The sequence below is a fragment of the Nocardiopsis ganjiahuensis DSM 45031 genome (assembly GCF_000341085.1).
Taxonomy (GTDB): domain Bacteria; phylum Actinomycetota; class Actinomycetes; order Streptosporangiales; family Streptosporangiaceae; genus Nocardiopsis; species Nocardiopsis ganjiahuensis.
The window spans coordinates 539,835-563,552 of sequence record NZ_ANBA01000002.1 but is presented as its reverse complement, the minus strand read 5'-3'; the positions used below and the strand labels follow the sequence as shown (position 1 = coordinate 563,552).

25 protein-coding genes are annotated in these 23,718 nt (G+C 70.5%); 19 read left to right on the top strand and 6 right to left on the bottom strand.

Translation table 11 applies throughout. From position 1 onward, the window contains the following. Window positions 1–50 precede the first annotated feature (50 nt). The 3 genes from D458_RS0103105 to D458_RS0103095 form a co-directional block, all read right to left on the bottom strand. Window positions 51–1,382 (bottom strand): UDP-glucose dehydrogenase family protein, encoded by a 1,332-nt coding sequence (locus D458_RS0103105; RefSeq protein WP_017585266.1) that lies wholly within the window; start codon window positions 1,380–1,382, stop codon window positions 51–53. 267 nt (window positions 1,383–1,649) lie between these two features. Further along, on the bottom strand, window positions 1,650–2,360 hold the full coding sequence (locus D458_RS0103100) for a hypothetical protein (protein WP_017585265.1): 711 nt from the start codon (window positions 2,358–2,360) through the stop codon (window positions 1,650–1,652). A 22-nt stretch (window positions 2,361–2,382) separates the two neighbouring features. After that, window positions 2,383–3,897, bottom strand: coding sequence for an LCP family protein (locus D458_RS0103095; protein ID WP_017585264.1), 1,515 nt, complete (start codon window positions 3,895–3,897; stop codon window positions 2,383–2,385). A 284-nt stretch (window positions 3,898–4,181) separates the two neighbouring features. On the opposite strand from D458_RS0103095, the gene D458_RS0103090 reads away from it, so the two are divergent. From D458_RS0103090 to D458_RS0103075, 4 genes are all read left to right on the top strand, one after another. After that, window positions 4,182–4,421, top strand: a complete 240-nt coding sequence (locus tag D458_RS0103090; RefSeq protein WP_017585263.1) for a TM2 domain-containing protein — start codon at window positions 4,182–4,184, stop codon at window positions 4,419–4,421. Window positions 4,422–4,574: 153 nt separating this feature from the next. Further along, window positions 4,575–5,582 (top strand): glycosyltransferase family 2 protein, encoded by a 1,008-nt coding sequence (locus D458_RS0103085; RefSeq protein WP_017585262.1) that lies wholly within the window; start codon window positions 4,575–4,577, stop codon window positions 5,580–5,582. Window positions 5,583–5,687: 105 nt separating this feature from the next. Further along, complete coding sequence (locus D458_RS0103080) at window positions 5,688–6,593, top strand: DUF4429 domain-containing protein (protein WP_017585261.1); 906 nt, start codon at window positions 5,688–5,690, stop codon at window positions 6,591–6,593. 23 nt (window positions 6,594–6,616) lie between these two features. Next, on the top strand, window positions 6,617–7,705 hold the full coding sequence (locus tag D458_RS0103075; RefSeq protein WP_017585260.1) for a DUF4429 domain-containing protein: 1,089 nt from the start codon (window positions 6,617–6,619) through the stop codon (window positions 7,703–7,705). A gap of 9 nt (window positions 7,706–7,714) precedes the next feature. Here the strand turns inward: D458_RS0103075 and D458_RS0103070 are convergent, their stop codons facing one another. Both D458_RS0103070 and D458_RS0103065 read right to left on the bottom strand, forming a co-directional pair. Further along, on the bottom strand, window positions 7,715–8,503 hold the full coding sequence (locus D458_RS0103070; protein WP_017585259.1) for a glycerophosphodiester phosphodiesterase: 789 nt from the start codon (window positions 8,501–8,503) through the stop codon (window positions 7,715–7,717). Between the two features lie 32 nt (window positions 8,504–8,535). Then, on the bottom strand, window positions 8,536–9,288 hold the full coding sequence (locus tag D458_RS0103065) for an IspD/TarI family cytidylyltransferase (RefSeq protein WP_026118947.1): 753 nt from the start codon (window positions 9,286–9,288) through the stop codon (window positions 8,536–8,538). A 358-nt stretch (window positions 9,289–9,646) separates the two neighbouring features. Here D458_RS0103065 and D458_RS0103060 point away from each other — a divergent pair, with 358 nt between their 5' ends. From D458_RS0103060 to D458_RS36670, 9 genes are all read left to right on the top strand, one after another. Then, complete coding sequence (locus D458_RS0103060) at window positions 9,647–10,492, top strand: ABC transporter permease (protein WP_017585257.1); 846 nt, start codon at window positions 9,647–9,649, stop codon at window positions 10,490–10,492. Next, window positions 10,492–11,403: an ABC transporter ATP-binding protein gene (locus D458_RS0103055; RefSeq protein ID WP_017585256.1), complete on the top strand. Its 912-nt coding sequence runs from the start codon at window positions 10,492–10,494 to the stop codon at window positions 11,401–11,403. The genes D458_RS0103060 and D458_RS0103055 overlap by 1 nt, the downstream gene beginning before the upstream one ends. 201 nt (window positions 11,404–11,604) lie before the next feature. Then, window positions 11,605–12,339: a hypothetical protein gene (locus D458_RS0103050; protein ID WP_026118946.1), complete on the top strand. Its 735-nt coding sequence runs from the start codon at window positions 11,605–11,607 to the stop codon at window positions 12,337–12,339. Continuing rightward, window positions 12,336–13,037 carry a DUF5941 domain-containing protein gene (locus D458_RS0103045; RefSeq protein ID WP_026118945.1) on the top strand — a complete coding sequence of 234 codons (702 nt, stop codon included), beginning with the start codon at window positions 12,336–12,338 and terminating at the stop codon, window positions 13,035–13,037. Before D458_RS0103050 ends, D458_RS0103045 begins: the two co-directional genes overlap by 4 nt. 33 nt (window positions 13,038–13,070) lie before the next feature. Continuing rightward, a complete protein-coding gene (locus D458_RS0103040; protein WP_017585252.1) occupies window positions 13,071–13,802 on the top strand; it encodes a phosphocholine cytidylyltransferase family protein in 732 nt (243 codons plus the stop codon). A gap of 5 nt (window positions 13,803–13,807) precedes the next feature. Continuing rightward, window positions 13,808–14,857 (top strand): iron-containing alcohol dehydrogenase family protein, encoded by a 1,050-nt coding sequence (locus D458_RS0103035; protein ID WP_017585251.1) that lies wholly within the window; start codon window positions 13,808–13,810, stop codon window positions 14,855–14,857. After that, a complete protein-coding gene (locus D458_RS0103030; RefSeq protein WP_017585250.1) occupies window positions 14,835–15,605 on the top strand; it encodes a CDP-alcohol phosphatidyltransferase family protein in 771 nt (256 codons plus the stop codon). Before D458_RS0103035 ends, D458_RS0103030 begins: the two co-directional genes overlap by 23 nt. Before the next feature lie 294 nt (window positions 15,606–15,899). After that, complete coding sequence (locus D458_RS0103025; RefSeq protein ID WP_193374592.1) at window positions 15,900–16,730, top strand: glycosyltransferase; 831 nt, start codon at window positions 15,900–15,902, stop codon at window positions 16,728–16,730. A 28-nt stretch (window positions 16,731–16,758) separates the two neighbouring features. After that, entirely contained in the window at window positions 16,759–17,061 is a 303-nt protein-coding gene (locus tag D458_RS36670; RefSeq protein ID WP_017585248.1) for a hypothetical protein, read from the top strand. Between the two features lie 248 nt (window positions 17,062–17,309). Here the strand turns inward: D458_RS36670 and D458_RS32825 are convergent, their stop codons facing one another. Then, window positions 17,310–17,807 carry a MarR family winged helix-turn-helix transcriptional regulator gene (locus D458_RS32825; protein WP_026118944.1) on the bottom strand — a complete coding sequence of 166 codons (498 nt, stop codon included), beginning with the start codon at window positions 17,805–17,807 and terminating at the stop codon, window positions 17,310–17,312. A 169-nt stretch (window positions 17,808–17,976) separates the two neighbouring features. Between D458_RS32825 and D458_RS0103010 the strand changes: the two genes are divergently transcribed. From D458_RS0103010 to D458_RS0102985, 6 genes are all read left to right on the top strand, one after another. Further along, window positions 17,977–19,143 (top strand): PP2C family protein-serine/threonine phosphatase, encoded by a 1,167-nt coding sequence (locus D458_RS0103010; RefSeq protein WP_017585246.1) that lies wholly within the window; start codon window positions 17,977–17,979, stop codon window positions 19,141–19,143. Window positions 19,144–19,225: 82 nt separating this feature from the next. Beyond that, window positions 19,226–20,098, top strand: coding sequence for an STAS domain-containing protein (locus D458_RS0103005; protein ID WP_017585245.1), 873 nt, complete (start codon window positions 19,226–19,228; stop codon window positions 20,096–20,098). Between the two features lie 21 nt (window positions 20,099–20,119). Further along, a complete protein-coding gene (locus D458_RS0103000) occupies window positions 20,120–20,536 on the top strand; it encodes an STAS domain-containing protein (RefSeq protein ID WP_017585244.1) in 417 nt (138 codons plus the stop codon). Continuing rightward, entirely contained in the window at window positions 20,533–20,970 is a 438-nt protein-coding gene (locus D458_RS0102995) for an anti-sigma regulatory factor (RefSeq protein WP_017585243.1), read from the top strand. The genes D458_RS0103000 and D458_RS0102995 overlap by 4 nt, the downstream gene beginning before the upstream one ends. After that, complete coding sequence (locus tag D458_RS0102990) at window positions 20,967–22,013, top strand: SpoIIE family protein phosphatase (protein ID WP_017585242.1); 1,047 nt, start codon at window positions 20,967–20,969, stop codon at window positions 22,011–22,013. Before D458_RS0102995 ends, D458_RS0102990 begins: the two co-directional genes overlap by 4 nt. Continuing rightward, a complete protein-coding gene (locus tag D458_RS0102985) occupies window positions 22,010–23,701 on the top strand; it encodes a PP2C family protein-serine/threonine phosphatase (RefSeq protein ID WP_026118943.1) in 1,692 nt (563 codons plus the stop codon). The genes D458_RS0102990 and D458_RS0102985 overlap by 4 nt, the downstream gene beginning before the upstream one ends. The last annotated feature ends 17 nt before the right edge of the window (window positions 23,702–23,718 follow it).

The following is a 23,718-nucleotide window of genomic DNA, read 5'->3' as shown; positions in this document are numbered from 1 at the left end:
TGCGAAAACGGCCGCCCCTCGCGGAGCGGCCGTTCATGAGTCAACGAGGGTTACTGGCGTCCGAGAGCGCGGTAGGTCCAGCCGGAGGCGCGCCAGTAGGTCGGGTCCAGGGCGTTGCGGCCGTCCACGATGCGCTTCTGCGCCACCACTGTGGCCAGCTCCTCCGGGTTGGCCTCGCGGAACTCCGCCCACTCGGTGAGCAGCAGGACCACGTCGGCACCGCGGGCGGCGTCCAGCATGGAGGTCGCGTAGTTCAGCTCGGGGTGCGCCTCGCGGGCCCGCTCCAGGGCCGCGGGGTCGTAGACGGTGACGTGCGCGCCCAGGGAGGCGATGGTCGAGGCCACGTCCAGGGCGGGCGAGTCGCGGATGTCGTCGGAGTTCGGTTTGAACGCCGCACCCAGGACCGTCACCGTGCGCCCGGCGAAGTTGCCGCCGATCAGCTGACGGGCGATGTCGGTCGTACGCGCCCGGCGGCGCTGGTTGATCGCGTCCACCTCGCGCAGGAAGGACAGCGCGGGCTCCACACCGAGTTCGTCGGCGCGGGCCATGAACGCCCGGATGTCCTTGGGCAGGCAGCCGCCGCCGAAGCCCAGGCCGGGGCCGAGGAACTTGCCGCCGATGCGGTCGTCGTAGGACAGCGCCTCGGCCAGCTGGATGACGTCGGCGCCGGCGACCTCGGACACCTCGGCCATGGCGTTGATGAAGGAGATCTTCGTGGCCAGGAAGGCGTTGGCCGACACCTTGACCAGCTCGGCGGTCTGGAGGTCGGTGACCAGGAACGGGACGCCCTCGTCGACCTGCTGCTGCCAGAGCGCGCGGACGGCCTTCTCGACGCGGGGGGAGTCGGTGCCGATCACGATGCGGTTGGGCCGCAGTGTGTCCTCCACACCGAAGCCCTCGCGGAGGAACTCCGGGCTCCAGCCGAGCTCGGCCTCCTCACCGATGGGCGCGAGCGCCGCGAGGCGGGCGGCCAGGGTGGCGGCGGTGCCCACCGGAACGGTGGAACGGCCCACGACCACGGTCGGTCGGGTCAGGTGGGGGGCGAGGCTGTCGATCGCCGCGTTGACGTACTTCAGGTCCGCGGCGCCGGACTCGTCCCGCTGCGGGGTGCCCACGCAGATCAGGTGCAGGTCGGCGAACTCGGCGACCTCCGCGAAGTCCGTGGTGAAGTGCAGCCGACCGGTCTGGAGGCTCTCGGTCAGCAGTTCGTCGAGCCCGGGCTCGTAGAAGGGGACCTTGCCGGAGCGGAGCAGGTCGATCTTGGCCTCGTCGACATCGAGGCCGATGACCTCGAAACCCAGCTCGGCCAGGCAGGCGGCCGTAGTGGCGCCGAGGTAGCCGGTTCCGATGACGGATACCCGCATGCGTTCCGCTTCGACCACTGGTGTTCCTTCCTCGCTTCCGCACGCGCCTCGTGTGCTGGTGTGCCCGCTCATGACGGATCACATCCCGCAGGAGGGCAGAAAACGGACATGGTTCGGCCGACGGGTTGTCCGTGGGGGACGGTGCATCACCCTACGCGTCGGGGTCTGGCGCGTGACCGAACAACACGTGAACAGTCAGGCGCACAGGTTACCGGCGAGTGGGAGGCGGTCCGCACCGGGGGAGGAGTCTCCGTGTGCCGTCCCGCGGCCAGGGGAACCCCGCGCTCAGTACCTGCCGTCGCCGAACGACGGGGTGTGGCCGGGGTCCTCGTCCACCGGGGTCCACACGGCGCCGGTCTCACCGCGACGAAACGGTCTCGTGGTCTTGTTCGGATCGTCATACTCGCGCACCGGTGAGGTGGGCGGGGGTACGTCCGGAACGGTGTCGCCCACCGGGCCGCCGTCGTTCCAGGGCCGGTCCGGTCCGGAGAGGGTGGCCGGTTCGCCGCCGGGCAGCCCGTCCCGCTCCCGGTAGTCCTCGCGGCTGGCGCTCGCCACCACGCGCTCCCGGGGCGGGGCGCCGAGCGGTCCGATGTCGTTCGCGGACCGCCAGCGAGTCGGCAGTGTCGCCGAACCCAGCAGCAGGACGCCCAGGGGCAGGGCCACACCGAGCCCCGCGCCGTCCGGGTAGAGGAAGACCTCGTCGTTGATCCAGTACAGGGCCGCGCCCATCGACTCCGGTGAGAGGACCGGCCACAGGCACAGCGCCACCAGCAGGAGCCCGGAAGCGCCCGCCACCAGCGGTGACAGCCTCGAAGCCACCAGATAGGCGCCAACGACCCCCACCAGGCACAGCACCACCACGGACAGCACCGTCGTCACGCTCACATCGCCCTGAGTGATCTTCGGGAAGAGGTCGGCCGACCAGGCGACGCCCACCCACAGCACGGGGGCGAGGGCGATACCGGCGAGCAGGCCGACCAGGTGGCGGAGCACGCGAACCCTTCCTTCGCGGGGATCACCCGCAGATGTTGTCCTCGGCGGTCGTGGTGGCCGGGTCGGTGTCGGCGGAGGGCTCCTCCTCCGGTTCCACCTGGGCCTCCTGGACCTCGGGGGCGTTGAACGTGGTGTAGTTGAATCCGATCACGACCTGGAGGCCGTCGTCCAGGGTGCCGTCCTCCACGGTCTCCGCACCCGGGAGCGTCTCGGCGAGGTACTCGGCGGCCCGCTCCTGACCCGGACCGTACCTGACCTCGGTACCGGCCACGTCCCGGCTGCTCCAGTTCTCCGCGCCGTCCGTGACCTCGAACCCGGCCGCGGCCAGCTGGTTGTCCAGCTGAGCTCCCAGGCCCGGGGTGGCCGTGCCGTTGAACACCCGCAGGCTGATGTCGCCCGGGACCGGATCGGCGTCCTCCTCCGCGCCCGTCTCGTCCTCGCGCTCCGGTTCCACCAGCGGGCGGTCGGCGTTGATCGCCGCGAACATCTCCCGGGAGGCCGTCTCGTCCCACAGCAGGGCGACGTCGCCGCGCGGGGTCCAGTGCTCCATGTCGGCGATGGGCACCTGGGCGAAGGTGACCTCACCCAGGTCGAGGTTGCGCATCTGGTAGGCGAGGTCGTTGATGGTGCTGGTGTCCAGACCCTCGTCCACGGTCACCGAGGACAGCGCGCTCTCCAGGAAGGCGGTCAGCTTGCCCGGGTCGGAGAGCGTCTCGGTGCTCAGTGCCCGGTCGAGCATGGACGACAGCACCTGCTGCTGCCGGTCGATGCGGTCGAGGTCGCCGCGGGGGGTGGCCCGGGTCCGGGCGAAGGCCAGGGCCTCGGCCCCGTCCACCCGGTGCGTTCCGGCCGCCATGTCCAGCTGGGCCTTGGGGTCGTTGATCGCCTCGGGCAGGCACACGTCGATGCCCTCCAGGGCGTCGACCACCTCCACGAACCCGTTGAAGTCCACCTCGACGTAGTGGTCGACCCGCACGTCGGTGACCGACTCCACCGTCTGGACGGCGAGCTGGGGGCCGCCGTAGGCGTAGGCGGCGTTGAGCTTGTCCTCGCCCTCGCCCGGGATATCCACCCACAGGTCGCGGGGCAGGCCCACCACGGTGAGGTGGTCGCGCTCGTGGTTGAGGCGCACCAGCATCATGCTGTCCGAACGCTGCCCCGGGGTGGACCCCACACTGAGCGCGTTCTGGTCCTCCTTGCTCATCTCGCCCCGGTTGTCGGAGCCGATGACGAGGAAGGTCAGGCCGCCGGTCTCCTCGGGGCGGTCCCCGTCGGCCAGGCCGCCGAACACGTCGAAGCGGTTCAGGGAGCCGGACATCCACCCCGTGATCGCCCACGAGGTGCCCGAAGCGAGCAGGACCAGCACCGAGAGCACACTCATCAGCACCAGGCCGTTGCGGTGGCGGCGCACACGCGCGTTGGGAACGGTGAACCGGCCCGACCGGGGGGAGCGCCGCCCGCCGGGTGGCTGAGGCTGCGAGCGCTTCCGCCGGAACTCGCCCGTCGTCCTCTGCCGTCCGGCGTCCTCGTCGCTCATCGACGTCCCCGTCCCACCCGTTCCACGGTGTCCTTGGTACCTAGGTTGTCACCCGATCGGCCGAAGGGCGCGGGATGTCAAACCTCGGCGTGTTGCCCCCCATATGTTTCGACCCGGAAACGGTCGTGATGGTTTCGGGAATCGCGTAAACCGCTCTGACCAGTACGGCGTCATTGGTCTCGCCCCACAAGGGGGCACCCCGGTGAACGCCCCCGCGCCCCCCGCGCCCGCGGGACCCTGCGTCCTCCCCTCAACCTCTCCCCCGGATCCAGGAGTCAAACGACATGACCTCGCAGCCCTACTCCGAACCCGTCTCCCCCAAGAGCTGGCTCACCACCGTCCTGCTCAGCTTCTTCCTCGGTGTCGTGGGCGCTCACCGCTTCTACACCGGCAAGATCGGGACCGGTGTCCTGATGATCTTCACCTGCGGCGGTGTGGGTGTCTGGGCCCTGATCGACTTCATCATGATCCTCATCGGTAACTTCAAGGACTCCGACGGCCTGCCGGTCAAGAACCAGTCCTGATCCCCGGCGGGTGTGACGGCGGAGGCGAGCGGTCCGGACGCCCGGGTTGGGTGCAGTACCGTTGAGCGCGCGCTACGCCCCCGTGCACTGCCCTCGAGAAAGGGCTCCGGGGAGCCGGCGCAGTCCCGACAGTCTTGACCTTGGGAAGTGCCCGTGTCCTGGCCGCCTGTCTCCGTCGTCATGCCCGTACTGAACGAAGAGCGCCACCTCGCAGCCGCGGTGGAGCACGTCCTCGCCCAGGAGTACCCGGGCGAGCTCGAGGTCGTTCTGGGCGTCGGTCCCTCCTCGGACCGAACCCGCGAGGTCGCCGACGGCCTCGCGGCCGCCGACCCCCGCGTCAAAGTGGTGGACAACCCCACAGGGAAGACGCCCGCCGGCCTGAACGCCGCCATCGGTGCCTCCTCGCACGACATCGTCGCCCGCATCGACGGCCACGCGATGATGCCCTCCGACTACCTCAAGGTGGCGGTGGAGACCCTCGATGAGACCGGGGCCGACAACGTCGGCGGCATCATGGCCGCCGAGGGCACCACCCCCTGGGAGAAGGCCGTGGCCGCCGCCATGACCTCCAAGGTCGGGGTGGGCAACGCCCGCTTCCACACCGGCGGTGAGGGCGGCCCCGCCGACACCGTCTACCTCGGTGTCTTCCGCCGTTCGGCCCTGGAACGGGTCGGCGGCTACGACGAGGCCTTCCTGCGCGCGCAGGACTGGGAGATGAACCACCGCATCCGCACCACCGGCGGAACCGTCTGGTTCCAGCCCCGGATGCAGGTCTCCTACCGTCCGCGCCGCAACGTCAGGCTCCTCGCCAAGCAGTACTTCCACTACGGCCGCTGGCGGCGCGTGGTCGCCCGCCAGCACAAGGGCACGATCAACCTGCGCTACCTGGCCCCGCCGGTGGCCGTGGCCGGGATCCTCGTCGGCCTGGTCGGCGGCGTGTTCTTCTGGCCGCTGTGGCTGGTGCCCGCGGCCTACCTGGCCCTGATCACCGCGGCGACGGTGCCGCTCACCCGCGGCCTGCCCGCGTCCTCGTGGCCGCTGGTCCCGGTCGCGCTCGCCACCATGCACATGTCGTGGGGCACCGGTTTCCTCACCAGCCCGCCCGGGCTCGGCGCCGACTCCCGGACCGCCCGGTCGAGCAGCGGCTCCACCAGCTCCTGACCCGGAACCGCCGCCAGGGCGGCCGCATGCGGACAACGTCCGCCCTCGATCGGGGGCGGACGTTCTGCTAGGCAGGGGAGGCAAAGGAGAACCGGAGAGGGCGTCATGGAGCAGTTGCGCGGGGACCAGGCCGTCTGGGTGTTCGACGGGCAGTCGATCTCCATCAGGTACGAGACCAAGGGCTGGTTCAGAAGCCACCTGCTCAAAGCCCTCGGCAGCCTCGAGGTGCCGGTCGACGTGATCGACACGGTGGACTTCCGACCCCGTGCCACGCGCAGGAACGGCTGGGTGATGAACCTGCGGCTGCGCGAACGCACTGACCCCTACGCCGCAGCCGGCGCCGCGACCGACGACAAGGCCCAGCCCTTCCGGATCACCGGCCCCGCCGACACCGAGCTGGTCGCCGAGTACCTGGCCGACCAGGTGCGGTTCGCGGCGAGCCAGGCCGGCCCCTCCGACCCCGTGGCCGCGACCCGTCTGGTCCCCGCCCTGCCCCTGCACATCAGGACCTGCGAGGGCACCGCGCGCCTGGAGACCGACCGCCTGACCCTGGCCTGGGAGGGCGCCTACGCCAGCGGCCGCGCCAAGAGGGGCCGGCGCCGCGAGTACGCCTTCGCCGACATCACCGGTGCGGAGTGGGCGCCCGTCAACAACACGGGATGGGGCCTGGTGCGTGTCTTGACCAGGGAGAACTCCCAGGACGTACTCAAACCCAAGGACGACCTGGGAACGTTGCGCACGGGCATGGACGGCAGCAGCGCTGAGAGCTACCACGCGTTCCTGCTGGCCGCCACGGTCATCGCCCACCTGTGGGCCAGGGACGCCGTGGAGGCGACCGGAGCCGTGGGCGCCGGCGCTGCCGTGCGCGCCCTGGAGGCCGCCTCGGGATCACCGGACGACGACGAGTGGATCTTCAGGCAGATCGAACGCCTCGGCGAACTGCACGCCAAGGGCCTGCTCACCGACGAGGAGTTCAGTGCCAAGAAGGCCGAACTGCTCGGACGGATCTGAACGGAAAGTCGGAGAGGGAAGTCATGGACGAGTTGCGTGGGGACCAGGCCGCCTGGGTGTTCGACAGTGAGTCGATCGCCATCAGGTACGAGACCAAGGGTTGGTTCAAGAGCCCGCTGTTCAAGCTCCTCGACAGCCTCGAAGTCCCGGTCTCCGCGATCCAGGACGTCGACTTCCGGCCCGGTGCCGGGCGCAAGAACGGCTGGGTGATGAGCCTGCGGCTGCACGACCGGATGGACCCCTACGCGGCCGTCGGCGCGATGCTCGACGACAAGGCCCAGCCCTTCCGGATCACCGGCCCGGCCAAGACCGAGCTGGTCGCCGAGTACCTGGCCGACCAGGTGCGGTTCGCGGCGAGCCAGGCCGGGCCGCCCGACCCCGCCACCCCGACCCGGCTGGTCCCCGCCCTGCCCCTGCACATCAGGACCTGCGAGGGCACCGCCCGGCTGGAGGCCGACCGCCTCTCCCTCGTCTGGGCGGGCGGTTACGCGAGCAGCTACAAGAAGAAGAAACAGCGCCGCGAGTACGAGCTCGGGGACATCACCGGAGCGGAGTGGGCGCCCCTCGACGACTGGGGTTGGGGGTTCGTCCGCATCCTCACGGAGAAGAGCGCCAAGGAGGCCTCGGCCAAGCCCAAGAACGACCTCAACGTGCTGCGTGCCGGGGAGGAGGGCAACGAGATCCACCAGGCGTTCCTGCTCGCCGCCACCGTCACCGCGTACCGGTGGGCCCTGGGCGGCTCCACCCGCCCCGGGCTGGGCTCCGGCGCGGTCACCGACGAGGACGCCGGGCCCGGCCCGGACGACCCGGAGTGGTGGAAGGGCGTGGCCCGCAGCACGTTGGAGGCCGTGCGCAGCCCCCGCCTCACCGTGAACCTGCCCGGGGTCGGAAGCGCCCGGGGCGACGACGGAGCCGACGACACCCCGGAGGGGCTGCCCGCCGGGGACGGACACAGGCAGGTCGAGCCCGCCCCGGCCGCGGGCGCTCAGCAGGGCAACGACACCTCGTGGATCTTCGAGCAGATCGAACGCCTCGGCGACCTGCACGCGAAGGGCCTGCTCACGGACGAGGAGTTCGGCACGAAGAAGGCCGAACTCCTCGACCGCATCTGACCGCTCCGGCTATCCGGCGCCTTCGGCACCCTTCAGGGCCGTCACCGCTCCGGGCACGTCGTCCACCACCACGGCGTCCATCCCGGCCGCCGCGAACCGCGCCGCGTCCACCGGGTCCGGGCACCAGGAGATCATCTCCAGTCCGGCCCGGTGCGCCGCCTCCACCGTGTACTCCAGCGGGCGGCGGCCCGGCCGGGGGGCCTCGCCCTCGAGCCCCAGCGCCCGGGCGTCCACCGCCACGATCGGGCAGCCCAGGCCCACCGCCCCCGGGATCGCGGAGTCCGCGGGGTTGCGCACGTACGGCATCCACGCCGTCGCCACCCCCGGAGCGCCCTCGTGCACCCCCGACAGAAGGCCGGGGTCGAACGAGCAGACGAACATTCGGCGGCGCTCGGCCTCCCGGCGCAGGAACGGCAGCACGAGGGAGAGGGTCCGCCGCGCCGGGGCGTCCACCCCGTCCTCCATCACCGTCTTGACGTCCACGTCGAGCCCCAGTTCGGGCGGGACGGCGGACAGGCCCTCCTCCAGCCCGGCCAGCCCGGCCTCCCGGCACTGCTCCTCGGTCAGGTCCACGACCGCGCGGCCGTCGTCCAGCGCCGCGTTGTGGAAGAGCACCAGCCGGTCGTCGGCGGTCCGGCGCACGTCGATCTCGATCCAGTCCGCGCCGGTCCGGGCGGCCAGCTCGAACGAGGCGGGCGTGTTCTCCCGGGCGCCGTCGACCACGCCCCGGCCCGCGCCCCGGTGCCCGATCACCTCGGTCGCCCCGAAGACCCGGCCCCCGCCGCTTCCCCCGCTCACACCGCGCACTCTGCCCACACCGCGCCCCCTGTTCACGAAGGGGCTCCCAGGTCGGCGTCGGCGCGCATCCGGCGCAGCAGCGTCTCGGCGACCTCCACGTCGCCGGGGTTGGTCACCTTGATGTTGGCCTCCTCGCCCGGCACGATCCGCACCTCCTCCTCGGGCAGGTAGCGCAGCACCACACCGCAGTCGTCGGTGGCCGCCAGCTCGGGGTCGGCCATCGCCAGCGCGTAGGCCCGCCGGGCCACGTCCAGCCGGAAACCCTGTGGCGTCTGCATCCTGCGCAGCCGGGACCGGTCCGGGGTCGCCGCGATCACCTCGCCGCCGCCGCGCCCCGGTGCCACCCTCACCACGGTGTCGGCGCTGGGCACCGCCACCCCCACGGCCCCGGCCGAGCCGAGCGCCGCCACACACGCCCCGATCGTCTCCCGGCTCACCAGCGGCCGCGCCGCGTCGTGCAGCAGGGCCAGGTCGGAGCCGGCCGCGTGGGCCATGGCGGACAGCGCCGCGTAGGAGGTGTCCGTCCGGGTCGCCCCGCCCGGCAGCACCCGCGAGACCTTGGTGAACCCGGCGTCGGCGACGATGTCCTCGACCCTGCCCACGTAGGCGTCCACCATCATCACGACGATCTCGTCCACCTCGGGACTGGCCTCGAAGGCCGCGATCGAGTGCTCGATGATGGGCCGTCCCTCCAGCGGCAGCAGCTGCTTGGGGGAGGGGCCGCCCATGCGGGCACCGACCCCTCCGGCCAGAACGGCCGCGATCACGCGCGGACCTGGGGACATGGCTTCCCAACTTTCCTGAGGAGGGGATGTCAGTCGCCGACCCTAGCCGAAGGCGGGTGGGCGCAGGGGGGGAGGACGCGGACGGGAATGGTACGGATGTGGGGTGCACGGCACGTGGTTGGCACGGTCTGTCCGATGCAGCGGTAACCTATGGACGCCTGTTGGGCGTGCCCGGTCCATACCTCCTCTGATTCGGTCGTGGAGCCGGGCGCGGTCGGAGACATCCCCCGGTCACCCGAAACTCCCCCGTTCCGGTCCGGTGAGGGTTCGGCCGCGTGACCGCATAGACGGCTGGTGCGCGCAGGCGAGTTCGTAGACGCGACTGTCCGGCACATCGTGAACCGGACGATCTCAAACCTTGGAGGTGGCGGTGGCGTCAAGGACGCTGGCCGTCTGGGAGCACCGGAAGGTCGTCGGCCTCCTGGTCCGGCGCGACCTGAAGGTCAAGTACCAGCAGTCTGTGCTGGGTTACGCCTGGACGATGTTGGAACCCCTCGCACTGACGTTGGTGTACTACTTCGTCTTCGGCGTCGTGCTCCAGGCGAACCGGGGAATGCCCGAGGACGCGGGGGCGTACGGTGGTTACGTCCTCTTCCTCGTCGCGGGCATCCTGCCCTGGACCACCTTCGGCGCGATCCTCAGCGAGGCGCCGCGCGCGATGATCACGCACTCGAAGCTGATCACCACGATGAAGGTCCCCCGTGAGATCTTCCCCATGGCCACGGTGGGCACCAAGTTCATCGAGTACGTGCTGACCTGGCCGGTCCTGCTGATCTTCGTCTTCTCCCTGGGCGGACGCTTCACGTGGGAGGGGATGCTCCTCTGGCTGCCGCTGGCGGTCGTGCTCACCTTCATGTTCGGTCTGGGCGTCACCCTGTTCCTGTCCGCGGTCAACGTGTTGCTCCGTGACGTGGAACGCCTGACGCGCATCCTGACCCGCATCCTGTTCTACGGGTCGGCGATCCTGTTCCCGGCCGCCATGGTGCTGGGCTCCGGTGCGCCGGGCTGGGTGAAGACGCTCTACGAGATCAACCCGCTGGTGGGCATCTTCCAGATGCACCGCACGGTGTGGTTCCCTGGATTCGAGGAACTAACGCCGAGTCCTCTGGCGTTGACCTCTGCGGTGGTCGGTTCCATCCTGATGTTCGTCATCGGATACTGGACGTTCCGCCGTCTGGAGATGTCCGTTCTGAAGGAGTTGTGATGGCGTCCACCTACGAGGCCGCGGTCACCAGTGGTCCGGTCATCGAGGCCAAGGGCCTCGGTGTGAAGTTCGCCGTGAACCGCCGCCGCAAGCGCAGCCTCCGTGAGATGTTCATCCACGGCAGCAAGCGCGACCCCAACGCCGAGGGCAACGAGTTCTGGCCGCTGCGCGACGTCTCCTTCGACATCGCCAAGGGCGACTGCGTGGGCATCGTCGGCAAGAACGGCACCGGCAAGTCGACCCTGCTCAAGATGATCGCCGGGGTACTCCTCCCGGACGAGGGCAAGGTCAGCGTGCACGGCAAGGTGGCCCCGCTCCTGGAGCTGCGTGCCGGGTTCAACGACAACCTGACCGGGCGCGAGAACGTGTACCTGGTCGGATCGCTGCACGGCATGTCCGAGAAGGAGATCGACGAGCGCTTCGACGACATCGTCGACTTCGCCGAGGTCAAGCCGAAGTTCATCGACACCCCGGTGCGGCACTACTCCAGCGGTATGAAGGTGCGCCTGGGATTCGCGCTCATCTCCCAGCTGGAGCACCCCATCATGCTGGTCGACGAGGTGCTCGCGGTGGGCGACAAGGCCTTCAAGCGCAAGTGCTACGAGGCCATCGACCGGATGCTCGCCAACGAGCGCACGATGGTGCTGGTCTCGCACAACGAGAAGGACCTGCGCCGCTTCTGCAACCGGGGTCTGTACATCAAGGGCGGCGCGCTGGCCCTGGACACCGACATCGACTCCGCCCTGGCCGCGTACAACGAGGACACCAGGGTGGAGATCGAGGAGCGCAAGAAGAAGGACGAGGCCAAGAAGAAGCGGGCCGAGGCCGCGGAGAAGAAGGTCGAGGCCGAGGAGAAGCCCGAGACCGGCTCCGAAGACACCGGGGGCAAGGACGGCGGCCAGGCCGCCTGACCACCGCCTGATTCACCCACAAGCCCGCAAAGAGCGCATCCCGGACTGTTCCGGAGGTGCGCTCTTTTGTGTCCGGACCTGTCCGGAACGCCTTCGGAGAGACCCGAAGCGGCAGGTGCGCAGGCATGCGCGTGTCAGTGGTTGATTGCGTACAGAGCGTAGGCGACGGTGACTCTCAGCTGAAACTGGGAGGGCACGGACATGGCAGGCACGGTGGCGCGGGTGACCGCGCGGATGTTGGAGCGCAGACGCGTCACCCGTTCGGGGGTGACGCGCATCAGCGTCGTGGCGGCGGTCGCCGCGGCGGTCTGGTTCAGCAGGGTCGACCTCGTCGGTGCCCTGGCCGGGTCGGCCCTGCTCGGCCTGGTCCTGTTCTGCGACGCGGTCCGCTCCCGGATGCGGGCCAACCGCAGGGACGCCCTCACCGTCTGGACCGCGTCCATGGCGGCCCAGCTCCGGGAGTACATCGTCTACGTCGGGCTCGCGTTCGGGGCGGCGGCCGCGGGGTTCGCCAGCGCCTGGGGGTGGGCTGCCGGGGCGCTGATCGCCCTGGCCCTGCGTGACGCGCTTCTGGTGGCCCGCTCGGCCCCTCCGGCGTCCTCGAACCTGAAACCTCTCGCTCTGCCCTCACAGCGTCGTCCTGAGGGCCTCCACGTGCCCGGGCCGCGCGAGCCCGGGCCTTACGCGTCCGCACGGCAGGCCACCGAGCACCGGGTGCTCCCACCCCGGTCCGCCGCGGTCGGGGCCGAGGGCCCCTCCCTGGCCCGGACGGCCCGCAGGGTCATGGCCTTCGGGCAGCCGACCCGCTTCCTCGTGATCGCCGTGGCCACCGTGGCCCTGGACGCGCGGGTCGCCTTCCTCAGCCTCGTCGTCGGCTGCGGCGTCGCGATCACCGGAGAGCTGGTCGATCCCTCGTCCCGGGAGGCCGGGCGATGAGTGAGGCCCTCAACCCGGCCGTCCCCGACCTGCGCTTTCTTCGTGATGACAGTCACATGGGGGTGCTGCTGGGGAGGATCCTGCCGGGGCTCGCTCCACCGCTGCTCACCGCGGTCGCCGCAGCCGTTGTCGTACTGGTGCCGACCGCGGCGGACCAGGGACAGCTGACAGGCATTACCCTGTTCGCACCGGTCGCTGCCCTGCTACTGTCCGGTCTGGCCTCGGGCCATCCCCACGACGGGCGGTACGACTGGCTCGTACCCCCGGTCCTGCGCGTCACCGAGTACAGCTACCTGGCGGTCGTCGGGCTCGCGTCCGGCGTACCCGGTCCTCTGGTGTTCGTACTCTTGGTGACGGTCGTCTGCCACCACCGCGACGACGTCGCACGTCCCGCTGTCGGTGTGAGCCGGCCGGCGTGGGTGCGGCGCGCCGCACTCGGCTGGGACGGCAGGATGATCGTCATCGCGGTCGGGGGCGCGTTTTCCGCCCTCACGCCCGCCTACGGCATACTCGCCGCATACCTGGCGATCTTGCTCGTCCGCGAGGCAGTGCGCACCTGGAGCGCCACACCGGTGGCCGACGTGCGCGTCAGCGCCGCCACAGAGGGCGGCGACGACACCGCCGTCCCGGGGGATGACCCGATCATCCACCGGGGAGACGGGGGCCAACCGGCCGCCGGAACGAACGGGGAGGCGTGAGAGCCTCCCCGAACTAAGGAGGAACACGCCCTCATGCTCGGAATGGTTCTCGCCGCAGGCGCGGGGCGCCGTCTGCGCCCCTACACCGACACCCTGCCCAAGGCCCTGGTGCCAGTCGACGGCGAGACGACCATCATGGACATCTCGCTGCGCAACCTGGCCGCCGCCGGGCTCACCGACGTCGTCGTCGTGGTCGGTTACCGTGCCGAGGCCGTGGAGGAGCGCAAGGAGGCGCTGGAGCAGCGCCACGGCGTCAAGCTCACCCTCAGCTACAACGACAAGGCCGAGGAGTGGAACAACGCCTACTCCCTGTGGACCGCGCGTGAGTTCTTCTCCGAGGGCGTCCTCCTCGTCAACGGTGACACCGTTCACCCGGTGAGTGTCGAGGAAACGCTACTCGCCGCCCGGGGTCCGGAACTGCTCCTCGCGGTGGACAACGTGAAAACCCTCGCCGACGAGGAGATGAAGGTGACCCTCGACGAGGACGGTCACCTCAGCACCATCACCAAGCTGATGGACCCCGCCACCGCCGCGGGTGAGTACATCGGCGCCACCCTCATCGAGGGCTCGCTGGCCCCGCGCCTGGCCGACGCACTCAAGGCCACCTGGGAGCGCGACCCGCAGCTGTACTACGAGGACGGCTACCAGGAGCTCGTCCGCCGCGGCGAGAAGATCTCCGTCGCCCCCATCGGCAAGGTCGACTGGGTCGAGGTCGACAACCACGACGACCTGGCCAAGGCAAGGGAGATCGCGTGCCACTACTAGCCCGAATGCTCCCCTCCCCTCTGGCGATCGACGTTCGCCGGGGAGCCATCGCCTCACTCGGATCGGTGCTGGCCGACCGCCGCATCGCCACCGAGGGACGCATCGCCGTCGCGGTGGGCCCGGGCCAGGGCGCACAGATCGCCGCTGACCTGGACCTGCCGAACTGTGAGGTCTTCCAGGTCGAGGAAGGCACCGTCGACGCGGCGACCGAACTGGGCAAGAAGCTGCGCTCCGGCGCCTACGAGGCCGTGGCCGGCATCGGCGGCGGAAAGACCATCGACGTCACCAAGTTCGCCGCGACCATGGCGGGCATCCCGATGGTGGCCGTGGCCACGAACCTGGCCCACGACGGCATCGCCTCCCCCGTCAGCTCCCTGGAGCACGAGGGCGGCAAGCCGTCCATCGGCGTCACCATGCCCCTCGCGATCGTCATCGACGTCGACTACGTCCAGGCGGCCCCCGCGCACCTGGTGCGCTCCGGCATCGGCGACGTGGTCAGCAACATCTCGGCCATCGAGGACTGGGAGCTCGCCGGCAGGGTGAACGGCGAGCCGGTCGACGGCATGGCCGTCACCTTCGCCCGCGTTGCCGCCGAGGCGGTCCTGCATCGCCCCGACTCGATCGAGTCCGACGGGTTCCTCAAGGTCCTGGCCGAGGGCCTGGTGCTGTCCGGCATGGCCATGTCGGCCTGCGGGTCCAGCCGTCCGGCCAGTGGTGCCTGCCACGAGATCCTGCACGCGATCACCCAGCTCTACCCCGGTACCAGCAACCACGGCGAACTCGCCGGTCTGGGCGCGCTGTATGCGTCCTACCTGCGGGTCAAGCACCTGGACTGGCCGCAGGCGCGCCTGGAGGAGATGCGGAACTGCCTGATCCGCCACGACCTGCCGATCGTCCCCTCCGACGTCGGCCTCGACGAGGCCTCGTTCGCGCGGGCGGTGGCACACGCCCCGGGCACCCGCCCGGGCCGGTTCACCATCCTTGAACACCTGAACCTCTCCGAGGACGAGATCGGGCGGAGTGTCGCGGACTATGTCGAAGCCGTCGGTCGCTGAGGTCCGCGCGGGCGGCCAGCCCGCGGGGATCAAGGAGCGCGTCAACGAGGAGCACTGGGCGGGCCGTCTCTACATGCGGGACATCTCCCCGTACCTGACGACCCTCTTCGTGCGCCTGCGCGTGCCGCCGAACCCCATCACCTACCTGATGATGGCGTTCGGTGTGCTCGCCGGTGTGATCGTGGCCTTCGGCGGTCTGTGGTCGGCGATCCTCGCCGCGGTGTTCGTGCAGATCTACCTTCTGCTGGACTGCTCCGACGGTGAGGTGGCCCGGTACACCGGACGCACCAGCGTCGCCGGGATCTACCTGGACCGCATCGGGCACTACGTGTCCGAGGTCGCCCTGCTGATCGGCCTGGGCATCCGTGCCCAGGGGGAGTTCGAGTCGGGCGGCTGGGTCATCTTGGGCATGGCCGCCGCGCTCGGTGTCGTGCTGATCAAGGCCGAGACCGACAACGTGGTGGTGGCCCGGGCCAAGGCGGGCCTGCCGGAGAAGATCTCCGAGGAGGCCATGAAGCCGAAGTCCTCGGGGCTGAGCCTGGCCCGTCGCCTGGCCTCCATGCTCAAGGTCCACCGCCTCATCCAGGCGGTCGAGCTGTCCCTGATCGTGGTGGTGGCGGCCGTGGCCGACCTCTTCCTCGGTGACCTGACGGCCACCCGGATCCTGGTCGTGGCCTGTACCGCCGTCGCGGTGCTGATGAGCTTCGCGCACTTCGTGAGCGTGCTCGCCTCCCGACGCCTCGAGTAACGCCTCGGTGACGTTCTCACGTCGCTACGGAGCCGTGGACGATACCCCGTCCACGGCTCCGTACACTTCGCTTTTATTCTTTCGTTAGTCTGTTTCTGCGAACGTTGACATGTGTCCACTTGTCAGCCGCACGTCGTCCACTGAACGGTCGCAACCATGGCCACTCCCGTGATCCCGCCTTCGCAAGGCTCCGGTACTCCCACGGCGCAGGACAACCGAGCGCCCCGAGCCGAACGGAGCAGCTCCCAGGTGCCCGGTACCGGAAAGCCCACCCTGTCCTGTGTGCTGCTCACCATGGGCAACCGTCCCGCCGAGCTGCGTCGTGCGATCACCAGCGTGTTCGAGCAGGAGGGCGCCGACGTCGAGGTCGTGGTCGTCGGCAACGGCGCCGACCTGCCCGAGCTCCCCGAGGGTGTCACCACCGTGCGCCTGCCGGAGAACGTGGGCATCCCCGCGGGCCGCAACGAGGGTGTCCGGGCGACCCGGGGCGATGTGGTCCTGTTCCTGGACGACGACGGCTGGTACCGCTCCATGGACCTGGCCAGGCACGTGCGCGAGCGCTTCGCCGCCGATCCCGCCCTGGGCGCGCTGTCGTTCCGCATCGCCGATCCCGACGGCGGTCCGGACCAGCGCCGCCACGTACCGCGGCTGCGGGTGGGCGACTCCCGCAAGTCGAGTGTGGTCACCACCTTCCTCGGCGGTGCCAGCGCCGTCCGCCGCTCCGCCTTCGAGGAGGGCGGGGGACTGCCGGGCGAGTTCTTCTACGCCCACGAGGAGACCGACCTGGCCTGGCGCATCATGGACGCCGGGTACACCATCGAGTACGACGCCGACGCCGTGATGTACCACCCGGCCGTCGCGCCGACCCGGCACGAGAACTTCTACCGGCTCAACGCCCGCAACCGGGTGTGGCTGGCCCGCCGCAACCTCCCGTGGCCCCTGGTCTTCGCCTACCTGGGCACCTGGGTGGGGCTCACGCTGCTGCGCGAGCGGGACCGCGCCGCCCTCAAGTCCTGGTTCGCCGGCTTCCGTGAGGGCTGGCGCGAGGACGCGGGCCGACGCACCCCCATCAGTTGGAAGACGGCCTGGCGGATGACCCTGGCCGGACGGCCCCCGATCATCTGAGCGCCCCACCTACCCCCCGGAGAACCTCGTGGCCTTCAGCGGTCTCATCCTGATGCTCGGTCTGCTCGTCCTGATCCTCATCGCGGTCGGGGTGGTGCTCGTCGTCGTGTTCGCCCGCCGAAAGCCGGCTCCGCGCCCCGGCCAGTACCCGCAGCAGGCGCAGCCTCCGTACGGCCGGTACCCGTCGCAGGGCGGGTCCCCGTACGGCCGGCAGCCCCACCCCGGTCAGTACCCGCCGTACCAGCAGCCCCCCGGCCAGTACCCCGGAGCCCCGGGCCCCGGCCCGCGGGGCCCCCAGGGCCCGGGCCCCCAGTACCCGCCCGGGAACTGAGCGCCCTGCAGGTGGAGGCACAAACGAACAGATGACACGCGGATGACCACATGAACGGTGTGGTCGCCCATGGACCGCTCCCCAGGAGCCGGACCGCCGTTCCCGGTCCGGATCCTGGGGAGCGGTCGTGTTTTCCGGAGTTCCGCCGTGCCGGGCATGTCGAGCACGTCACACAAACTGTTGCTTCTTGACAATAGTTGACGATGTGGGCATTGTTTCAGGGTGGGAGGGGTGCCGAGCGGCGGGGTTCACGCTGAGCGGAAGCCCCGCCGCTCGTGCTCGGCCTCCCCGGCCCCGGCGCCCATCCGGCCAGCCGCCTCCTGGAAGGCGGCGAGGCCCTCCAGGAGCATCGCCCGCTTCCGTGGGGGCATGTTCGAGACGACGGCGTGGAGCTCACGCTCTCGCCGGGCGCGGAGGTCGTGGATGAACGAGCGCCCGCTGTCGGTGAGCCAGACCCTCAGCTCACGGCGGCTACTGGGACTGGATGTCCTGTGCACGAAACCGACCGCCTCGAGGCGGTCGCACAGTCTGCTGACGGAGGGAGGGGTGGAGCCCAGACGCTCGGTGACGGTACGCAGGTTCACACCGTCCTCGCCTTCGAGGATGAACAGAACCTTCAGCTGAGACGCTGAGACCGGAGCGGTCGCCACCTCGCGCCCCCGCCCCCAGAGCACCTCGATCAACTCGGTCACTTCCGAGGCGGCCCGGGCCGTGTCACACGCCTGTTCCTGGGATTCAGCACTCACTTTCCAGTTTCACCACATCACGGTTGTGAGTTAAGCCCGTGCCCTGGTCGGCAGTCGGGTATCACCAAAACCATAACGGAACGCCCGGTTCCGTGTCCGCCGACCGTGTCCGCCGCAAACCCGGGCGGGTACGCAGAGATTCCCGTAGAGAAGACACAGGTAAACGACTTTGAACGGTTACGAGGCGGTCGCTCGGGCCCTGCGCCAGGCCAGGCCCGACAGGCTGCTGACGGCGCTCCGCGGCGTCCTGGGCGCGCACTACGACGCGCTGACGGTGGACCTGCTTTTGGTCGACTACGGCATGACGGCTCTGTGCCATGTTACGGAACCGCACCAGGAACCCAGACAGCATTCGCTGTTCAACAGCGAGGCCGGACGGGTCTTCGGTTCCCAGTCGTGCCGGGTGGAGAAGTTCGCGGGCGCCGAGCAGGTGATCGTGCGCCTGCCGGTGAGCGTGCGAGGGGACCGGTTGGGCGTGCTCGTGGTGGCGCTGCCCGGCCAGGACGTGAGCCAGGACCTCCTCGGCGAGATGGGGCGGATCGCCCAGACGCTGGGACACGAGCTCCTCGTCGCGGAGAGGGACACCGACTTCTACCGGGTGGTACGGCGCCGTGACCGCCTCACTCTGGCCGCCGAGATGCAGTGGGACCTGTTGGCAGGCCGTGCCTACGAATGCCTCGAATACAGCCTCGGGGCCCAACTGGAGCCCGCCTACTCCATCCGCGGCGACAACTTCGACTGGTCGGCCGAGAGCGACCGCCTGTGGCTCAGCGTCACCAACGGCATGGGTGAGGGCATCGAGGCGTCCCTGCTCACCAGCCTGGCGGTCAACGCCCTGCGCAACGCCCGCCGCGCGGGGATCCCGCTGGCCGACCAGGTCGCCCTCGCCGACAAGGCCGTCTACGCCCAGCACGGCGGCGAACGCTATCTCGACGTGCTCATGCTCTCCTTCGATCCCGCCACCGGAGAGGTGGAGGTGGTCGACGCGGGGTCGCCCCGCCTGTACGTCCTGAGGGAGGACACGGTGACCCGCTACCCCTTCGAGGCGCAGATGCCGCTGGGGATGGCGGAGGACACCGTCTACACGGTGCAGCACTTCACCGTCCAGGCGGGCGACCGGTTGGTGTTCGTCAGCGACGGGGTGTTCGAAGCGCACGGCGCGGATTCCGTTCCCTTCGGTGACCGGGCGCTGGCACGCTCGATCCTCTCGACCCGGCTGCTCCCCGCGGCCTCGGTGCCCCACGAGGTCCTGCGCAACCTCGCCGAGTACCGGCAGGGCGCCCCGGGCGTGGACGACGCCCTGGTCGTGTGCCTCGACTGGAGAGGCAAGGACTGACTGCTTCTGGGCGCGACCCGGCGAAGACGACAATGCTCTGGTAAACATTTGTCGTGCGGCAAACAAGCGATGAGAGGAACACATGACCGACGTCCCCCCGGTCGGGACCGCGACATCGGTCGTGGCCCGGCTCCTGAGGGAGAAAAAAGAGCATATTGCCCAGCTTTGGGCGGACCAGCCGCTTTTCCAGGCGGTCTTCACCGTCACCCGCGACGAGGCGGTGGAGGCTGGCCGCGCCGTCCTGGAGGCCCTGGCCCAGGTGGCCGAGAGTGGCCGGGTGGACGACATCGCGGCCCCCGGGTTCGCGATGATCCGTCAGCAACTGGCCGCCATGAGCACCTCCCGCACGCGTTCGGGACTGTCCATCGGGCAGATCGACCGCGAGGTCGGCGCGCTCGGTGCCGCCCCCGCCGAGTTCCTGGAGGACGCGTCCGGCGACACGGACGAGCGGGTCCGAGCCCGGTTGCTGTGGAGCGAGCTCCTGGCCACCCTCAGGGTGGTGGTCATCGAGACGGCGCTCCAGGAGAACCGTGAGATCGTCGAGCGCCAGCGCCAGCAGCTGCTGGAGATGGCCACCCCCGTCGTCAAGCTCTGGGACCGGTTGGTGGCCGTACCGCTGATCGGCATGCTCGACAGCGCACGCAGCCAGGTGGTGATGGAGAACCTCCTGGAGGCCATCGTCGAGCACAACGCGACCATGGCCATCCTCGACATCACGGGGGTGCCCACGGTCGACTCCCTCGTCGCCCAGCACCTGATGAAGACCGTGGCCGCCGCGCGCCTCATGGGAGCCGACTGCGTGATCTCGGGCATCCGGCCCGCGATCGCCCAGACCATGGTCCAGCTCGGACTCGACCTCGGCCCGGTCACCACCCGGGCCACCCTCGCCGACGCGCTGGAACTGGCGCTGGAACGGCAGAGCGAACAGGCCAAGGGAATCGCGCCCCGTCACTGACAGACCGATCGGACCAAAACCGTGCAACCTGGAGCATCCTCCGTCCCCGTTCTGGACCTGGGTGGCATTCTGCTCATCAGTATCCAGGGGGAACTCCCCGACGACGCGGCCGTCGACCTACGGACGGACGTGACCCTGGCCGTGTCCGAAACCGGGGCCCGCGGGGTCATCATCGACATCAGCGGGCTCGACATGGTCGACTCCTTCCTGGCCCGTGTCCTCGCGGAAGTGGCCGCCAGCGCCCGGCTACTGGCGGCCCAGGCGGTGCTCGTGGGCATGCGTCCCAGCGTCGCCATCACCCTGGTCGAACTCGGACTGGCCCTCCCCGGCCTGGAGACCTCCCGAACCGTCATCGAGGCCGCCTCCCGGTTCGGGGTCGAGATCCGGGACAGAGGGGACCAGCCCGCCGCCAGGGGTACCGATCGGACCCCGACGTGAGCACCGACGAACGAGCCACCGTCAGCCTCCCGGTCCGCAACGACGCGGACCTCATGACCGTGCGTCAGCGCGTGCGCACCCTGGCGCAGGAGCTCGGGTTCGGCCTGGTCCAGCAGACCAAACTGGTGACCGCGGCCAGCGAGCTCGCCCGCAACACCCTCATCCACGGGGGCGGGGGCTCCGTCACCGTGGACGCGGTGTCCGACGCCCAGGGCCGCGACGGCCTCACCCTGACCTTCCGCGACGAGGGGTCCGGCATCACCGACGTCGACCGCGCGCTGCGCGACGGCTACTCCACCGCCGGCGGGCTCGGCATGGGGCTGAGCGGCTCCAAGCGGCTGGTCCACGAGTTCTCGGTGGACACCGCGCTGGGCGAGGGCACCACCGTCTCCGTCACCCTGTGGCGGGGGCACGCGTCCCACGGGCCCCGATGACCAGGGTCTGGGACGTGGCGGTCAGCGACTCCACCCTGGTCCGCGAGGCGCGTCAGGCCGTCGGGGAGGCCGCCGCCGCGGCGGGTTTGGACCGCGCCAGAGCCGGTGACGCCGCCCTGACGGCGACGGAACTGGCCACCAACGCGGTCAAGTACGCGGGCGGGGGCAGGATCGTCGCCGAGGTGGTGAGCGACAGCTGGGGCAACGCCCGGGCCCTGCAGATCCTGGCCCTGGACCACGGCCCGGGTATCGGTGACGTGGACCGTGCCATGGCCGACGGCTATTCCACCGGCGGCTCGCTCGGCACCGGACTGGGCGCCTGCGCGCGGGCTTGCGACCACTTCGAGGTGGACGGTGTCCCGGGCCAGGGAACCCTTGCCCTGGCCCGGATCGCCGCACCCGAGCACCGCGCGCTGTTCGCCGCTCCCGCCGTCACCGGCGGCATGCACCTGGCGTTGGGCGGCCGCCCCGAGTGCGGCGACGGTCTGGCCTTCCGCGGCGGTCCGGGGCACCGCACCGTCATGCTGGCCGACGGCCTCGGACACGGGGCCGGGGCGGCCGAGGCCAGCGACACCGCGGTGCGCACGGTGCGGCACCGTGCCGGGGAGTCCCCCGAATCGCTGCTGCGCCTCCTGCACACAGAACTGCGGCCCACTCGCGGCGCCGCCGTGGCCGTCGCCGACATCGACGAGTCAGCTCACCGGCTGACGTTCTGCGGCGTCGGCAACGTCAGCGCCCGGCACTACAGCGGCGGCCGCTGGGAGACACTCCTCTCCCAGCCCGGCATCGTGGGCGCCTTCGGGCTGCGCACCCCGGTGCCGCTGCGCCGGGAGTGGAACCGGGGCGACCTCCTGGTGCTGTACACCGACGGGCTGCCCAGCCGATGGTCCTCCGAGGGGATCGAACGCCTGGTCGACAGGGACGCCGCGCTGATCGCCGCGCGGGTCTTCCGGAACGCGGGCAGCGCGGCCCGTCCCCTGCGGGACGACACCGCCGTCGCTGTCGTGCTGCACACCGAACACTCCGCAGGGGAGAGGGAATGAGTCATCAGCTCCTGAGTGAACGTGTCCGGTCCTCGGTGGACGTGGCACTGACCCGTGCGCGTATCGGGCACTTCCTGCGAGCGGGTTCGTACGACTCGGAGGAGGCGGTGGAGTTCCTGTCCGCCGTCACGGAGCACGCCCGGGACCACGTCGAGTCCGGTCGCCACGGCGAGGTCCGCCTGGAACTGTCGAGCGACCACCGGTCGCTGCGGGCCACGGTCGTGGGGGAGGGGCGCGAGGGTGAAGCCTGGGCCGGGGCTCTGGACCTGGAGCGACCGCCTCCGGACGCGGGAGAGGGGCAGCCGGACCTCGGAACGGGGGAAGGGGCCTCCGCGGTCGAACTACTGGCCGCCCAACAGCTGGCCGACGACCGCCGTCACCTGAGGACGGTCCGTCTGGCCCGGGAGCGCGCCGACGAGCTCGCCTCCCACCAGAGGGAACTGGAGGAGACCAACCAGGGAGTGCTGGTCCTGCACGCCGAGCTCGACCAGGCCAGCGACGAACAGCAGCGCCTTCTGCGGGCCGAACGCGCGGCGCGGGACGAGGCCGAGACCGCCCGCAACCGGCTGACCTTCCTGTCCGCCGCCAGCGCCCAGCTCATGGCCACACTCCAGCGCCCGGAGATCTACGGGCGCCTGGAGAAGATGCTCGTCCCCGCGTACGCGCTGGCGGTCGAGCTGTGGATGTTCGACGAGGAGGGCACGCTCGTCGCGCTCAGCGGTTCCGGCGGATCGGAGCCGCCGGCCGCCGCCGTCCGGGCGGTCACCGGGCGCCGTCCCGCCCGCGGTGAGCCCGGGCCCGACGGGGTGTGCGTCACCGCGTTCCCCCTGCTGCTCCCGGCCCGCTCGTCGGGGGTGATGGTGCTGCAGCGCGTCGCTGACCTCGAGGACGACGACCTGATGCTGGGCGAGCTCGCCCGCCGTGTCGCCGCCGCGCTGGACAACGCCCAGCGGTTCGAGCACGAGCGCGACACGGCGTCCGCTCTCCAACGGGCGATGCTCACCCAGTTGCCACGGGTCTCCGGGGTGGCGTTGACCGCGCGCTACCTCCCCGCCGAGGACGGCATGAACGTGGGCGGTGACTGGTACGACGTCTTCCCTCTGGGGGACGGGGAGTACATCGGTGTGGTCGGAGACGTCACCGGGCACGGCATCCATGCCGCGGTCACCATGGGCCAGCTGCGGACCGCCCTGCGGGCCTACGCGGTGCACGAGCGCAGCCCGGCCGCTCTGCTGGGGCTCCTGCACCGGCTGCTCGACCGCCTGGAACCGGACCTGTTCGCCACGGCCGTCATCATCCGGTTCCGGCCGGGCAGGTCCAAGGTGACCATGGCGTCGGCCGGGCATCCGCCGCCGCTGCTGCGTACCGCTTCGGGTGAGGTCTCCGCTGTGGAGGCTCCCGCGGGCGGCATGCTGGGCCTTCCGGTCGACCTCTCCTTCATGGACCACCGTGTGGACGTGCGCCCCGGCAGGTCGCTGCTGCTCTACACCGACGGTCTGGTCGAACGCCGCGGGGAGTCCATCGACGACGGAATCCTTCGCCTGGGCAAGGGCTTCGGCGCGGCCTTCCGGGCGGGTGGGGACACGGAGTCGGCCGCCGACGAACTGCTGGCCTCGGCCCTTCTGGGCCACTCCTACGACGACGACGTCTGCATGCTGGTCCTGAGCCCGTCCTCGGACACCGGCTGAGACGGGAAGGGGGCGGG